This window comes from Ruegeria sp. CE9 (assembly GCF_056537425.1).
The window spans coordinates 92,777-107,338 of record NZ_JBQFRO010000007.1 but is presented as its reverse complement, the minus strand read 5'-3'; the positions used below and the strand labels follow the sequence as shown (position 1 = coordinate 107,338).

12 protein-coding genes and 1 pseudogene are annotated in these 14,562 nt (G+C 56.1%); 6 read left to right on the top strand and 7 right to left on the bottom strand.

Annotation, left to right across the window (positions count from 1 at the left end; genetic code table 11):
• Nucleotides 1-10 precede the first annotated feature (10 nt).
• The 4 genes from ACR0B3_RS14635 to ACR0B3_RS14620 all read left to right on the top strand — a co-directional run bounded on the left by ACR0B3_RS14635 (nt 11) and on the right by ACR0B3_RS14620 (nt 3,448).
• Nucleotides 11-877, top strand: a complete 867-nt coding sequence (locus ACR0B3_RS14635) for an AAA family ATPase (RefSeq protein ID WP_480809728.1) — start codon at nt 11-13, stop codon at nt 875-877.
• Nucleotides 877-2,064, top strand: a complete 1,188-nt coding sequence (locus ACR0B3_RS14630; protein ID WP_480809727.1) for a vWA domain-containing protein — start codon at nt 877-879, stop codon at nt 2,062-2,064. Before ACR0B3_RS14635 ends, ACR0B3_RS14630 begins: the two co-directional genes overlap by 1 nt.
• Before the next feature lie 12 nt (nt 2,065-2,076).
• Nucleotides 2,077-2,889, top strand: coding sequence for an XdhC family protein (locus ACR0B3_RS14625; protein WP_480809726.1), 813 nt, complete (start codon nt 2,077-2,079; stop codon nt 2,887-2,889).
• A 106-nt stretch (nt 2,890-2,995) separates the two neighbouring features.
• On the top strand, nt 2,996-3,448 hold the full coding sequence (locus tag ACR0B3_RS14620) for an SRPBCC family protein (protein WP_480579758.1): 453 nt from the start codon (nt 2,996-2,998) through the stop codon (nt 3,446-3,448).
• A gap of 493 nt (nt 3,449-3,941) precedes the next feature.
• Here ACR0B3_RS14620 and ACR0B3_RS14615 read toward each other — a convergent pair whose 3' ends face one another.
• Entirely contained in the window at nt 3,942-5,216 is a 1,275-nt protein-coding gene (locus tag ACR0B3_RS14615) for an adenylate/guanylate cyclase domain-containing protein (RefSeq protein WP_480809725.1), read from the bottom strand.
• A 225-nt stretch (nt 5,217-5,441) separates the two neighbouring features.
• Between ACR0B3_RS14615 and ACR0B3_RS14610 the strand changes: the two genes are divergently transcribed.
• Entirely contained in the window at nt 5,442-7,151 is a 1,710-nt protein-coding gene (locus ACR0B3_RS14610; protein WP_480809724.1) for an adenylate/guanylate cyclase domain-containing protein, read from the top strand.
• 342 nt (nt 7,152-7,493) lie between these two features.
• Here the strand turns inward: ACR0B3_RS14610 and ACR0B3_RS14605 are convergent, their stop codons facing one another.
• Nucleotides 7,494-7,967: an SRPBCC family protein gene (locus tag ACR0B3_RS14605; protein ID WP_480809723.1), complete on the bottom strand. Its 474-nt coding sequence runs from the start codon at nt 7,965-7,967 to the stop codon at nt 7,494-7,496.
• A gap of 93 nt (nt 7,968-8,060) precedes the next feature.
• Between ACR0B3_RS14605 and ACR0B3_RS14600 the strand changes: the two genes are divergently transcribed.
• Nucleotides 8,061-9,731: a winged helix-turn-helix domain-containing tetratricopeptide repeat protein gene (locus tag ACR0B3_RS14600; protein WP_480809722.1), complete on the top strand. Its 1,671-nt coding sequence runs from the start codon at nt 8,061-8,063 to the stop codon at nt 9,729-9,731.
• Between the two features lie 159 nt (nt 9,732-9,890).
• Here ACR0B3_RS14600 and ACR0B3_RS14595 read toward each other — a convergent pair.
• From ACR0B3_RS14595 to ACR0B3_RS14575, 5 genes and pseudogenes are all read right to left on the bottom strand, one after another.
• A pseudogene (locus ACR0B3_RS14595) lies at nt 9,891-10,169 on the bottom strand (DDE-type integrase/transposase/recombinase); the annotation flags it as partial.
• Nucleotides 10,170-10,310: 141 nt separating this feature from the next.
• A complete protein-coding gene (locus ACR0B3_RS14590; protein ID WP_480809721.1) occupies nt 10,311-11,153 on the bottom strand; it encodes a fumarylacetoacetate hydrolase family protein in 843 nt (280 codons plus the stop codon).
• Nucleotides 11,154-11,170: 17 nt separating this feature from the next.
• Nucleotides 11,171-11,926 (bottom strand): SDR family oxidoreductase, encoded by a 756-nt coding sequence (locus tag ACR0B3_RS14585; RefSeq protein ID WP_480809720.1) that lies wholly within the window; start codon nt 11,924-11,926, stop codon nt 11,171-11,173.
• Nucleotides 11,927-11,934: 8 nt separating this feature from the next.
• Nucleotides 11,935-13,437 (bottom strand): aldehyde dehydrogenase (NADP(+)), encoded by a 1,503-nt coding sequence (locus ACR0B3_RS14580; protein WP_480809719.1) that lies wholly within the window; start codon nt 13,435-13,437, stop codon nt 11,935-11,937.
• Nucleotides 13,438-13,449: 12 nt separating this feature from the next.
• Nucleotides 13,450-14,562, bottom strand: a complete 1,113-nt coding sequence (locus ACR0B3_RS14575) for a fumarylacetoacetate hydrolase family protein (RefSeq protein ID WP_480809718.1) — start codon at nt 14,560-14,562, stop codon at nt 13,450-13,452.

Below are 14,562 nucleotides of genomic sequence, written 5' to 3'. Positions count from 1 at the left end.
GGAGAATTGCATGAGCTTGCAGCACATTCAGCAAGGCTTGGCCGAGGTGGGCTACGTTGCCGATGACCGATTGGCGATGGCGCTTCATCTGGCGCAGTTGCTTGGGCGTCCGCTGCTGTTGGAAGGGCCAGCAGGGGTCGGGAAAACCGAGGTCGCAAAGGCGTTGGCAGCACAGCGCGCGGCGCGGTTGATCCGGTTGCAATGCTACGAAGGGCTGGATGCCAGCCACGCGATATATGAATGGAATTACCAGCGCCAGTTGCTGGCTATTCGTGCAAGCGAGGCACAGGGTGGCACCAGCGAGGCCCAGCTATTCACTGATGACTATCTGCTGAAGCGACCTTTACTAGAAGCGATCAGCGAAGAAGAACCACCTGTTCTTCTGATCGATGAAATCGACCGTGCGGATGAGGAGTTTGAGGCCTATCTGCTTGAGATTTTGTCGGACTTTCAGATCACCATCCCCGAGCTTGGCACCATCAAGGCGCGTTCGCGGCCCATCGTGATCCTGACGGCGAATGGGACGCGGGACCTTTCGGACGCGCTGCGGCGTCGATGCCTGTATAGTTTCCTTGATTACCCATCGCGTGAAACGGAAATGGCGATCCTGAAAGCCCGCATGCCCGAAGTTGAAGGGCTGTTGGCGCGCCAGATTGTTGGCGTAGTGCAGGCGCTTCGCAAAGAAGACTTGGAGAAGACCCCCGGCATCGCAGAGATGCTAGACTGGGCGGCGGCTCTTTCTGGGCTGGGTGTAAACGACATGGCGCAGTCCCGCGAAGAAGTTCAGGCGACCCTTGTTTGCCTTCTGAAAACCGCTGCCGACTACGACGCTGCTCCGCCCGAGGTGACGGATCGTTTGATCGGAAAGGTGGCGTAATGCAGGTCACCCGGTTCCCCACTCGCGCATCTGGTTTGTCGGAACGAATGTCCGGCTTCATCGCGCATCTGCGCATGAACGGACTGCGCGTCGGACCGGCTGAAACGGGGGACGCATTGGCTGCGCTGGCGGCGGTTGAGGCGATGGATGTCAGACAGGCCCAGCAGGCGCTTTGCGTTTTGCTGGCCGGTGACGCCGACGATTGGCGGAGGTTTGATGACCTGTTCGAAGCCTATTGGTTCAACACAGGCAAGCAGCGCACGGGAACCGCCCAAACCGCGCATGTGCGAGTTCAATCCGCCAAGCCGATGATCTGGCAGCAAGAGAGCCAGGATAGCCAGGAATCCGAGACCGGCACGGATCAGGCCGCCGCACCCGATCCCGGCGACGGGGAGGCCGTGGGGAGAGACGGGAAACTGATTGCGACCCGAACGGTCAACCTGTCGCGCCGGGATTTGCGTGAGTTGATGGATGAAGACGCGCTGAGGCAGGCGGAACAGGCCGCAACCGCCATCGCGCGTGCGATCCGCGACCGTCGCTCGCGTCGGCAGAAACAAGCGTTACGTGGACCTGCTTTGGATATGCGTCGCGTACAGCGGGCCAGCCTTGCGCGGGGTGGAGAGCCAATGGACCTGTACCGTCGCGCCCGCCCGCCGCGCCCAATGCGGATTGTGGCCTTGTGCGATGTTAGTGGATCGATGACGGTCTATTCGCGGGTCTTTCTGGCCTTCCTCAAGGGTCTAATCGGCAGTGGAACAGAGGCGGACGCCTATCTCTTCCATACCCGCCTGATGCGCGTCACGGATGCGCTGCGCGATCACGACACGCTGCGCGCAGCTGGCCGGTTATCACTCATGGCCGAAGGGTTCGGCGGTGGGACCGACATCTCGGGAAGCCTTGAGAGGTTTCTGAACGGATATGGTGCTCGCGCATTGAACGGGCGGACGATCGTCTTGATCCTCTCGGATGGTTATTGCAGCGCGTCGCCTGAGGCCTTGGGAGATGTTCTGGCCCGGATTCGGCGCAAGGTGCGGCGGATCGTCTGGCTGAATCCTCTTAAAGGATGGAAAGACTATCAGCCCATTGCTGCCGCTATGCAGGCCGCAGAACCTTATCTGGATGCGCACCTACCGGCCAACACACTCGACGCGCTGGCGGCGTTGGAACCCGAATTCCGAAAACTGTGAAAGGACACGTCGATGGCAGGTTTCGACATTTTCGACACGATTGAGGAGTTGCGCCAAAAGGGCGACGCCTTTTGCGTGGCAACGGTCCTTCGCACTGCCGACGCAACCTCGGCCAAGGCCGGTGGCAAGGCCGTGATCACGCGGGACGGGTGTATTTTGGGGCATCTGGGCGGAGCGTGTGTGCAGCGCGTTGTACGCGCATCGGCGCAGGAGGCACTTTCGGGTGGAACTCCGAAAATGATCCGCGTGAAACCTTCAGACAAGGTAGTGGCGATGACAGACCCGGATGGTGTTGAGACCTTCAAAAGCGGTTGTCCTTCGGGCGGAACGGTCGATTTGCTGATCGAACCCTATCAGCACGCCCCGCGCCTGATCATTTTCGGAGAGTCTCCTATTGCACACGCGCTTGCCGCGCACGCGGCGCTGATCGGGTTGCGTGTTTGTTTGCCTGAAGGTTCCGAAAGCTCGGTGGAATTCATCGGTTTTGATCCAAATGACCTAAACGCATTGGGGGTTGAACCACTCGATTTCGCGGTGGTCGCCTCACAGGGGAAGGGCGATGGCCCAGCGCTGAAATCTGCGCTTGAATCACCAGTACGACGCGTTTCGATGGTCGCGAGCCACCGCAAGGCCAAGGTGTTGTGCGAGAGGTTGGAAGCGCAGGGAATGACCACTGAGCAGACCAGTCGGCTCAAGTCACCGGCCGGTCTGGATATCAACGCAATCGACCCGCACGAAATCGCTCTGTCGATCCTCGCCGAGATCATTCTCTGGCGAAATTCAGACAATTCCGAGGAGACGTCGCATGATGAAAAAATGGCGTAAATGGTTGCAATCCCTTCAGACTGTGAAGCCGGAACAGACCCCGGAAGAGGCGACCGAGACCGCACTTCGCGTTTTCCCAAGATGCTGTTGAGTAAAGGACTCTCAAATGGAACTAAATGACGAAATCCGTATCTCTGCTCCGCGTGACGTCGTGTACCGAGCGCTGAATGATCCGGATGTGTTGCGTGAGTGCATTCCCGGTTGTGAGGAATTGATCCAGCATTCTCCCGAACACTTGGAGGCCAAAGTTGTGCTCAAAATCGGCCCCGTAAAGGCGCGCTTTAGCGGCGAGGTAACGTTGGACAACTCCAAAGCCCCGGACGAGTTTTCTCTGACTGGTGAAGGAAAGGGAGGCGCTGCGGGCTTTGCCAAAGGGGGAGCGGATGTCCGTCTAAACACTGAGGGCGAGGAAACGGTTCTATCCTATACTGCCAAGGTCACAATCGGCGGAAAAATAGCGCAATTGGGCAGCCGGTTGATTGCAGGTACTGCAAAAAAACTTTCAGCCAAGTTTTTCGACAGGTTTGGGGAAATCGTGGCCGAGCAACACGTTGGCTAGGGTCAGGACTTCGGTAACGAGGCTTTCCCAGTCAAACGGTTTGGCGCAAAATTATTGATCCGCCGAAGCGGTGTTGTCGGGCCTTCTATGGGAGTCGAACATGGATACCTTGAACCAAAGCGGAGCCGTTCCCCACTACTCGCAAATAATCGAGAGCACCCTGATCCGCGCACAACATCCACTGCCCGGTGAGGATTACGGCAGCAATCTCCCGAGAGGGGGCAGCGGGCGCCAAACCAAGACCGGGATGAGAAGTTACACCTCGGCCACACATTTTTTGCTGATCAGGTGCTGGCTGCATTGTTTGCAGTGCGTGAACGTGCACATTTACAAAAAATGCAGTTGCAGCGAATGTCAGCAATACAGGTTGCAGACGCAGCATCACCACTATCGATTCAAGGGCCGCTTTGGGCCGGTTGCCCTACTTACGATCGTGTTTTGATTTCTCAATTGTAATACTGGCAACTGACATCACCGCCAGAGCAATCTAAAGCTAAGTGAAGGGCTGGAAGGAGAATACCTCGATTTCGTCGTCGAAACCACGCAAGCTGTGCGACCCTAGAAAATCGGAACTCTCGGAGACGAGTCTCACAAACTCACCGGTAGCAAGTAGTGGAGCTTTTAGGGACCGCGTCAGGTCTTCCAATCTGCTAACCTTAGCAACCGAGGAGCCAGTCACCGTGAAATCCAGCCTTCTTTCAGTGCCGACATTTCCGTAAACGGCAGCCCCCATGTGCAGACCAATACCGAAATCCATTCGGTCCTCAGTCAAGATTTCCTCCCGTCTTTGGAACGCTTCTCTTGCGGCCGACAATGCTGCTTCACACATGTCCTCTGGTAACCTTCTACGTCCGTCAAACGGGAATATCGCAAGCAAGCCGTCGCCAACAAATTTTAACACTTCTCCCCCGTGGTCGTGAACCGCTCCAGCAACACAGTCAAAGTATCGGTTAACTGCCGCGACGTATTTTTTCGGAGACAGACGTTGACTTAGGGCCGTCGAGCCATGCATGTCACTGTATAGCAGCGCACAGTCGATCTCTCGAACATCCCCACGCGATATTTGTCCACTTAAGACAGAGCGACCTGAAATCCTGCCCAAATATGCTTCCATCAGTTCAGCCGCTAAAAACTGCTCAGAGAAAACACGAGCCGTCCCAAACAAAGGTGTTGAAAGACGCCTCAGGCCATTGATCTCCCGGTCGGAAAAACCCGACCGTTTCTTTGTGGCGAATGATACCGAGATACCAAGCAGCCACTCTGACCCGCTGTCGAAACTTATTGTGCGTGTTCCGAACGGAGCAGAAAAAACGAGGTAGTCAGTGATGCCAGATGCCGCAAGCTTTTGGTAAATTGGGTAGTTTTCCCGGATCGATGGATCAGTGAGATCAGCGCGAATTGACGGCATCATTTCAAATTCGCCATCCATGCTGTCGACCAAGTCCCAAATCTCGGTATGCATGAACTTCTTAGCGAGTTTTTCTGTTACTTTTGTGTTTTCACCAAATGGAGCTTTGTCAAAAAGATCATCCGTAACCGAACTCCGCGGCATAACAGTCCAATCTATTCGATCGCTTGAAGCATCCCAAGTCGCATCAAGCAGCCCAATAACGGGGTGCATTATCAGACGACCCAGTGAAACGCGCGCGACCGGAACTCCACCATCGACCAACCGATGACTTAAATGCTGGACCAAACCTCCGATATCCCCATCGAAGAAGGCCAGCTTCTGCAACCAGTCTGAAATGCGGTCAAAAACATCTGACATAGCACTCTCCTCAACCATATTGTGTTATAGCTAGTTGTTCATGTCATTCGGAATATTGGCGGGGTTATTGCGAAAGGATCAGCTTGGCGTATGGATGCTGCAATGCACCCAAGGCACGAGCGAACCCAAAGCGGTTGTGCCTTCCCGATAAAACTTCCCTGCTCAAAATATCTGGCTGACAGTGCCCTCTCTGCAGGCTAGCCTCCAACAAGCGGGGGAAGAGACATGGAAAAGAGGCTTGCTGCGGTGTTGGCGGCGGATGTCGCCGGATACTCGGCGTTGATGGATCAGGACAGGGACGGAACGCTCAAAGCGCTGAAGACTTTCCGTGAAGATCATCTGATGCCCGCTTTGGTAGTTTATGAAGGACGACTGATCAAAAGCATGGGCGACGGCTGGATTGTCGAGTTTCGCTCCGCATCAGCCGCGACAGAATTCGCGATTGCTGTTCAGACGGCTGACCGACCACAGGAAATCCAAATCCGCATCGGCATACATACCGGCGAAGTCGTTTCGGAAGGCGATGACATATTCGGAGACGGTATCAACATAGCCGCCCGTCTGGAGACACTAGCAGAACCGGGGCAGATACTGCTTTCAGATACTGCACATAACAGCTTGGACAGGAATGCCGCCGCGTCGTTCTCGGGCGGCCAGCGGACTGAGTTGAAAAACATTACTCGAGCCGTTGGCGTCTGGCAGTGGCCTGTCGGTTCGGCGGCTACCAGTGCAACGGTCAAATCTGAGAAACCCGGTATTGCTGTGCTGCCGTTTGACAACATGTCGGGCGACCCGGAACAAGAGTTTTTCGCCGATGGAATTACCGAGGACATCATAACAGAGTTGTCTCGATTTCGTTGGATGATGGTCGTGGCGCGAAACTCATCTTTTACTTATAAAGGTAAGAGCACCGACATTCGCGAAGTTGGGCAGGCGCTCGGCGTGAGATATGTGCTTGAGGGGTCGGTAAGGCGCGCAGGCCAGCGTCTTCGGATAACAGGACAGTTAATTGATGCGAAGAATGGCAGCCATCTTTGGGCCGATCGTTTTGATGGAATGCTGGACGATGTTTTTGACCTTCAAGATCAGGTCACACAGGAAGTTGTTGCGGCGATCGAACCGTCCGTTCGCCATGCCGAGACAGTCCGCGCTCGGGCGAAACCGACAGAAAACCTCGATGCGTATGAACTTTACCTCCAGGCTCAATCACACTTTCACCTGCTGACAGACGAAGACAACCGTGAGGCCATTCGCCTTACACGTTTGGCGTTGGAGCGTGATCCTGATTATTCGTCAGCAGCTGGATTGCTTGCGTGGTTGCATATCCAAAGGATGGTGCAGGGACTGAAACCGATTGACGAAGGGCCGAAGGCCGCCGTAGCCGCGGCAGAACGTGTATTGTTAAGTGATCGCGCGGATGGAATAGCGTTGGCTTACGCCGCACATTCGATCTCTATGCTCGCACAAGACTTGCCGCGAGCTCGCGCAGTTTTCAAACAAGCACTCGCTGAAAATCCGAACGCTGCGATCGTTCACATGCTCGCTGGCATCAATCTGAATTTTCTCGACAGACCCGACGAAGCGCTGGAACACGCGACGCACTCGATCAACCTCAGTCCGAAAGATCCGATGCGGCACGCAGCCTATGTCGGGCAAGCCTCCTCGTTTTTCCAACTTGGCCGCTATGCTGAAGCTGTACAGGCCAACCGAAATGCGTTGGCCATCAGGGCGAAATTCGTGATTACGCATCTCATGCTCATCGCGTCCTTGGCTCAAAACGGAGACCTTGATTCAGCAAAGGCGGCGGTCGCTGAACTGAAGGAACTTCGTCCGGATCTCGACACTAAAGAGCAAACGAGACTGCCCATATTCAGCGTTCCCGAATGCTCGGAGCAATGGCGGGAAGGTTGGCTGAAGGCAGGCCTTCCAATCTGAGATTGCAGAACCAAATTAGTGATCCAATCCGGAGGCTTCGTTTGCCTAGTGTCAGTTCGATCCACCTAAGATTTTGCAGACGCGGCGAATATCCGGAATTTGGGCTGCGACTGCAGCAACGTCTGACCTTGATCAAGGTCGGCTTTGGGCCGCAAGCGGTTCGCGATGAATGCCCTATGAGTTTCCGCTCCTAGAAAACTCTCGTTCACTCTGCGAAATGTCTGCATTTTTTGCCTGGAGCAAGTCTCAGTTGCCACCTAATGGAAACATATCAGATAGCGTTGTCAGGCGTCGGAAAGCTGGTTTCTTCCGCCTGACTTTAATAAATCTGCGAAGCCGATGTCAGCGCGGTGTGAATATGCTCTCGATCGCTGACAATCCTGCTTCGATGTCCGCGACGACGACACTTTCCATCGCGGGATCATCGGAGGAGAAGTTAGCAATCCATTCGATGAGCAGGTTTTCACCGGGCTGAACCGACAATGTTGCCGTGAATTTCTCGATGGGCAATGCGGAACTGACCGTCCTGTAAGTGTAAGATAGCCCTTCCTCTTGAGCGATGCGCTTTTGGATCACCTGCTCTCCTGTATCCATCGTCAGAACACGTGTCAGCGACCCGTCCATCACTTTCAGCGAACATGCTGACACATCGGGGTGCCAATCATCAATGTCGCAGAAGTCGCCTATCAGATGCCAGACCTGTGGGGTCGCGGGCGGAAGTTCGAGTGACCGTTTCACCTGGTAATCAGCAGCCCATGCTGTAGTGGTGCAGAGCAGGCTGGCAGCAGTGACTGAGAATTTGACAAGGGATGACATGGTGTTTCCTTCTTTAAAATGAAGAAGCAGGAGAATTCTCTTGCCTCACGGCGCGAGTCTTCGCAGGCTGAGTGGGGCATGGAGGCGGCTGAAATGTCCGGAGAAAGCCCTGAAAAAGATCTGAATTCATCAGACATAGTTCCGGTGGGAGACTTTGTATTTTCAAGGGATACAGGGGAGTTGCTGGATGGGTCCGGGCACCTGGTGCATTTGCGCCGGCAGAGTTCCGAAGTCCTCACATATCTCGTGGATCGCTTTGGCGAGACCGTTTCTAAAGATGATTTGTTTGAAACCGTATGGGCCAAGACGGTTGTCACAGACGACAGCCTTTCCCAGTGCATTGCTGACATCCGAAAGGCGTTGAACGATGTCGATCACACCATTGTCCAGACGCTTCCTAAAAAAGGGTACAGACTGGTCCCGACCCCGCCTTCTTCGGCCGGGAAGCCGCAGGTCGCGCATGGCGGTCGGAACAGATTTGCTGTTTTCGGCATAATCGCCATCCTCATCTTGGCCCTAGGTGCGTTCTGGCGAATGGGGCTTGATCAGGATGCTACGCCGCAAAGCCTCGCTTTGCCGTCAAAGCCATCCATCGCCGTACTGGCATTTGAAGACCATAGTGTCGGTGCCGATGCCGACTATCTCAGCGATGCGATCGCCGAAGGCATCATTGTGGATTTGTCCCGGTACTCCGAGCTATTTGTCATCGCACGAAACTCGAGTTTCAGTTTTCGAGAGCGTACCTCTGACGTCAGCCAAATCTCCAGCGCCCTTGGCGTGCGGTACCTGTTGGAGGGCAGCCAACAAAAAAGCGGTGATCAGTTGCGCGTGACTGTTCAATTGATTGATGCCGTTGAGGGCCGGAGCCTGTGGTCAAATGTCTACAATAGTGACCTTGCTGATGTCTTTGCGATGCAGGATGAAATCGTACAAAGAACCGTTGCGACAGTTGCGCAACGTGTCATCAATCTGGAAGGTCAGAAAGCGATTAAGTCGGACGAGGCGAAGCTGACCGCACTGCTCTTGAACTGGAAAGCGCGTCAGCACCTCTTTTCCTTTACCCCCGAAGGCAATGAAAAGGCCCGGCTCGCCAATATGGCCGCTCTCGAAGCCGATCCAACGCAACCTTATGGATATGTCGGGCTGACGTTTGTTCATATCAACCGCTTCCGTTGGGGATGGACAGATGAAGACCCGAGTGTCGAGTTGGATGCCGCACGCAACTATGCCCGCAAAGCCGTTCAAGTTGGGCCCGACTACTATGATGCGCATTCGGCAATGGCGTACATGCATATTCAAGAAGGCGCGCTTGATAAATCGGTGGCACGGTTCCGAAAAGCACTGGAACTCAACCCCAACGATACGAGCGCGATGGCCGCACTGGCCGAAGCTCTGACCTATGGCGGGCAGGCGGAAGAGGCCGAGGACCTTATGCTGCGCGTTGTCCGCCTTGACCCGCTCCATCAGGACTGGATCAAATGGAACCTCGCCTGGGTGCAATGGCACACGCGGAACTGTGACGATGCGCTGGAGACCATGAACGGCATGTCCGAGATTCCTCCGATGGCCTATCGTGTGCTGGCGATCATCCAGATGTGCCGCGGCGATCAGGCAGAGGCGCGGAAAGCGGTAGAGCAGTTGATAGCGTTCGATCCTGAATATTCTCTGCAGGACGTACTTCACAATTATGAAGGCAAGTATGTTGTCGCTTCGGATTTGGAGCGCGTGGTGAAAGACCTGCGCGAAGCGGGCTTGCCGGAATAAGGTATGATGGGGCTGAAATCTGGCCACGAAGGTGGACGTTCAAAGTGGCTCCCGAAGAGGTTGGATTGGCATACTCAGGCTGCATTCGTGTCTCATCGCTGTGAGCGGTTCTGTTGCGAAGTTTTGGTTGGCTGAAGTGAACGCGCTGTAGCAGCAGGTTTAAGAGGCAAGTTCCGCGAACTGGCGAAACGGACAGAGTCCGGGCGTGATTTGGCCTTTGCAGATCATGTGCGCCACTTCGATTCCGTCCAATGTTGCTGCTGCTGATGCGAAGGCTTTAAACCCCAGCATCGGGCGGGTTCGTCTCTTTATGAAACGATGATCCTGCTCCACAATGTTGTTCAAGTATTTCCGCCTGGCCATTTCAATTGGGATCGGGCAACCAAAGCCTTTCAACATCTTGTTTATGGCCTTGATGCCAACCGTGTTGGGTGAGTTGGCCAGAATTCAAACTTCGCGTTTGCAGCGAATGGCTGGTTCGACGGGCCGCACTGAAGCGTTGCAATCATCGGGAGAATGGCCGGTATGGGCCGTCCTAACTTAGTCCAGATGAGGCAAACGCAGATGCCTGAGTCTCGACTAACCAGATATTACATCCTGCCGTTGCACGCCCAGCCCTTTGATGCCAAGCTCCATCTTGTCGCCGGGTTTCAGATAGATCTGCGGGTTTTGACCCATACCAACACCCGGGGGTGTTCCTGTTGAAATCACGTCCCCGGGTTGCAGTGACATGAACTGCGACAGGTGTGAGATCACCGTAGCAACGTCAAAATGCATCGTTTTGGTTGACCCATCCTGATAGCGGTGCCCGTTTACCTCAAGATACATCGGCAGGTTTTGTGGGTCTGGCACCTCGTCTCGTGTCACCAGCCATGGGCCGATTGGGCCGAATGTGTCTGCAGACTTTCCTTTGACCCATTGGCCCGAGCGATGAAGTTGAAAATCTCGTTCTGACAGGTCGTTCACAACGCAGTACCCAGCAACGTGGTCCATGGCTTCGGCCTCGGATACGTATTTGGCCTCTTTGCCGATGACAACGCCGAGCTCTACCTCCCAGTCGGTTTTGACCGAACCACGCGGGATTTCGACAGTATCGTTGGGACCGATGATGGCAGAGGTGGCTTTGAAGAAAATTACTGGCTCAGCGGGTAGTTCCATACCGCTTTCCGCAGCGTGATCGGCATAGTTCAGACCAATGCAGATGAATTTGCCGACATTGCCAACGCAAGGGCCGATGCGTGAATCTCCATCTACCACCGGCAGGCTGTCCACATCTGTTGCCCGCAATTTCTCAAGAACGGCGTCGCCAAGCGTGTCACCCGAGATGTCATCGATAGCGCCGGAGAGGTCACGAACCGAGCCGTCCGATGCCAAAATACCGGGTTTCTCAGCGCCTTTCTGGCCATAACGTAGCAGTTTCATTGTAAAATCCTTTCTGTTCAGATCGTCCAGCCGCCATCTATGGCAAAAGGCTGACCCGACGTGTATTTACTGGCATCACTGGCCAAATACAGAGCCAGTTCTGCGATTTCTTCCGCTGTACCAATACGACCCATCGGTTGACGGGCAATGAAATCCGTCATTGCTTGTTCATAGTCACCAGTGGCGCGCAGCCTGTCATGCAGGCTGGGGCTGTCGACGGTTCCGGGACAAATCGCGTTGCATCGGATGCCTTGAGTTACGAAATCGGCGGCCACGGATTTGGTCAGGCCTATGACCGCTGCCTTTGATGCGCAATATGCAAATCGGTTTGGCACGCCCTTCATGGATGATGCGACCGACGACATGTTGATGATTGACCCACCGCCCGCTTCCAGCATTCCCGGAAGGGTCAGGCGGATCAGTCTGAACATGGCTTTGACGTTGAGGTCAAAGCTGAAATCCCAATCTGTGTCGCTGCATTCAAGGATTGAGCCCCCGGCGACGAAACCCGCACAGTTAAACAAAACGTCCAGGTTCGGCAGGCCGGCCGCAGCAGCTTTCACAGCTTCATTGTCTGTTACGTCCAGTTTGAGCGGTTCGATCCCCGGGGTACCGCCCAACTCCGCAAGCGTTGCGTCGTTGATGTCGCTGGCGATCACGCGTGCGCCTTCGGCCGCAAACAATTCCGCCGTGGCGCGGCCAATGCCTTGCCCGGCAGCTGTGATCAGAGCGGTTCTGCCTGCAAGCCGGTTCGATGGTTTGAATGTCGTCATTGGCGGCCTCACAATTTCTCGGGCAGAAGATCCGTCGGAATGTCCTGATAACAAACCGGCCGCAGGAAACGGCGGATCGACAAAGTGCCCACGGATGTTGCGCCAAAGTTGGTTGAGGCGGGGTAGGGGCCGCCGTGAACCATGCTGTCGCACACTTCGACACCGGTCGGGAAGCTGTTGGCCAGCAGGCGCCCCGCCTTGCGTTCCAGCAGCGGAAGCAGCGCCTGAGCCTCTGGTTTGTCGCCTGCGTCAAGATGCAGGGTACAGGTTAGTTGCCCTTCGATGGCGCGCGCGATCCGTTGCATTTGTGAGTTGTCTTTCACGCGAACGATAATGCCCAACGGTCCGAAAACCTCTTCCTGAAGCTTGCGATCAGCCAGCCAGTCCTCGCCGGAAACTGCGAACAGGTAAGGCGCGGCATCGCGCGTCTCGCAACGGGTGCCCATGATCTTGGAAACACCAGTTCCCGCGGCGACGCGGGAAACACCGTCGCGATACGCAGCTGCAATTCCATCGGTCAGCATGGTTTGTTCGGCTACGGTGGATAGACTGGTTTCGGCAGCCGCCTGAAATGCATCTGCATCGGGCCCATCAATGATCACGGCAATGCCGGGATTGGTGCAGAACTGGCCCGCACCCATGGTCAGCGATCCTGACCAGCCGGTGCCGATCTCAGCCCCGCGCGCGGCTGCGGCTTGCGGCAAGATAAACATTGGATTGACAGAGCCCAGCTCGCCAAAGAACGGAATGGGTTCGTCCCGTTGCGCGCACAGGTCAAACAAGGCGCGCCCGCCTGCGAGGCTGCCGGTAAAGCCCACCGCCCGGATCCGCGGATGCTGCACCAGCCGCGTGCCGACATCCCGTTTGCCGCCCTGAACCAGCGAAAACACTCCGGGATGAACCCCGGTCGCCTTGATGGCGGCGTCGATGGCCTGCGCTACGATCTCGCCAGTGCCGGGATGGGCCGAATGGCCTTTGACGACAACCGAGCATCCTGCGGCCAGCGCCGCGGCGGTATCGCCCCCAGCAACCGAGAAGGCCAATGGGAAGTTCGACGCGCCGAACACCGCAACAGGACCCAGCGGGCGCTGGATCATGCGGATGTCGGGGCGGGGCAGGGGTGCGCGATCTGGCATGGCCGGGTCATGGCGCATGTCCAGGTAATCAACCGCTTCGATGTGATCCGCGAAATGACGCAGCTGGCCGACCGTACGGCCACGTTCCCCTTGCAGGCGTGCCTCGGGCAAGCCGGTTTCCTGAGTGCCAATCTCGGTAATGGCATCCCCGCGCGCGTCAATCTCCTCCGCGATTTTGCGCAGAAGTGCGGCGCGCGCGGCGCGCGAGGACCATCCAAAAGTGGCAAAGGCTGCCTCGGCCGCTTCGACTGCGGTATCGACCAATGCCGCTGTCCCCACAGAATAGTCGTGGCTTGGCCCATGCGCGGGTTCGGACGCAAACGTCGCATCTGCGCCGACCCATTCGCCAGCGATCAGGTGTTTTCCAGTCAGCATATTCGTTCTCTCTTACAGCAGGCCGCGATGGGCGAGGTTTCGCATCAGGTGTGACGCCCCGAAGGTCCATTCGGGGCATTCCGTCGACAGGCGCACCGTGTTTGTCAGTGCCCCAAGTTGTGAATTGGCGATGGTGACGACGTCGCCAAGCTTGTGCGTGAACCCGCCTCCGGGGGTATCCCGGTCCTGGGTCGGGGCGAATAGCGTGCCGAGAAACAGCATCAGCCCGTCAGGATATTGGTGGTGACGTCCGATTGTCTGCTTCACAAGGTCGGCAGGATCGCGGCTGATCTGCGACATGGATGAGCTGCCGTTCAGGACGTATCCATCCGGTCCGGTGACAGTAAGCGTCAATTCAGCCTGACGTACATCGTCCAGTGTGAACCCATCATCGAACAACCGGATCATCGGTCCGATCGCGCAGGAGGCGTTGTTGTCCTTGGCTTTGCTCAGTAACAGAGCCGAACGCCCCTCGACATCGCGCAGGTTCACATCATTGCCCAGCGTTGCGCCCTTGTTCTCGCCCTTTGAAGTGACGGCCAGAACAATTTCGGGCTCGGGGTTGTTCCAAGTAGAAATGGGGTGAAGCCCTATATCTGCGCCGAAGCCGACTGACGAAAGGACCTGCGCCTTTGAAAACACCTCGGCATCGGGGCCGATCCCAACCTCCAGATACTGGCTCCAGAGACCTTCAGCGATCAGGGCTTCTTTGACCTCTGCGGCCGCGTCCGATCCCGGCACGATGTTCGAGAGGCTGTCTCCGATCCGGTCTCCGATGCGCGCCCGGATCGCGTCGGCTTTGGCTGGATCGCCTGCGGCCTGTTCCTCGATCACGCGCTCGACCATGGAGCCTGCAAATGTAACGCCACAGGCCTTAACCGCTTGCAGATCACATGGCGCGAGCCACTGATGGTCGGCGTCCAAAGGCCCGATATCTTCACCTTGAACGTTGCGCACATAATCCGCGGCATCGTCGCGCTCTAGAATATCCCGGACGGTTGGTGCCGTTTTTGATGTAATATCGACAACCCGCCCACTGCGAAGTGTGACCACGCTGGGTCCGACCTCAGCACGCTCAAGACGGCCGAGCCACAGCCCGTTTGCTTCCAATGTAGGTATAGTCAT

Bases quoted from the DNA above. Each gene is read 5' to 3' on its own strand.
- ACR0B3_RS14635 (WP_480809728.1), top strand. From the start codon at position 11: ATGAGCTTGCAGCACATTCAGCAAGGCTTGGCCGAGGTGGGCTACGTT.
- ACR0B3_RS14630 (WP_480809727.1), top strand. From the start codon at position 877: ATGCAGGTCACCCGGTTCCCCACTCGCGCATCTGGTTTGTCGGAACGA.
- ACR0B3_RS14625 (WP_480809726.1), top strand. From the start codon at position 2,077: ATGGCAGGTTTCGACATTTTCGACACGATTGAGGAGTTGCGCCAAAAG.
- ACR0B3_RS14620 (WP_480579758.1), top strand. From the start codon at position 2,996: ATGGAACTAAATGACGAAATCCGTATCTCTGCTCCGCGTGACGTCGTG.
- ACR0B3_RS14615 (WP_480809725.1), bottom strand. From the start codon at position 5,216: ATGTCAGATGTTTTTGACCGCATTTCAGACTGGTTGCAGAAGCTGGCC.
- ACR0B3_RS14610 (WP_480809724.1), top strand. From the start codon at position 5,442: ATGGAAAAGAGGCTTGCTGCGGTGTTGGCGGCGGATGTCGCCGGATAC.
- ACR0B3_RS14605 (WP_480809723.1), bottom strand. From the start codon at position 7,967: ATGTCATCCCTTGTCAAATTCTCAGTCACTGCTGCCAGCCTGCTCTGC.
- ACR0B3_RS14600 (WP_480809722.1), top strand. From the start codon at position 8,061: ATGTCCGGAGAAAGCCCTGAAAAAGATCTGAATTCATCAGACATAGTT.
- ACR0B3_RS14590 (WP_480809721.1), bottom strand. From the start codon at position 11,153: ATGAAACTGCTACGTTATGGCCAGAAAGGCGCTGAGAAACCCGGTATT.
- ACR0B3_RS14585 (WP_480809720.1), bottom strand. From the start codon at position 11,926: ATGACGACATTCAAACCATCGAACCGGCTTGCAGGCAGAACCGCTCTG.
- ACR0B3_RS14580 (WP_480809719.1), bottom strand. From the start codon at position 13,437: ATGCTGACTGGAAAACACCTGATCGCTGGCGAATGGGTCGGCGCAGAT.
- ACR0B3_RS14575 (WP_480809718.1), bottom strand. From the start codon at position 14,562: ATGACTATACCTACATTGGAAGCAAACGGGCTGTGGCTCGGCCGTCTT.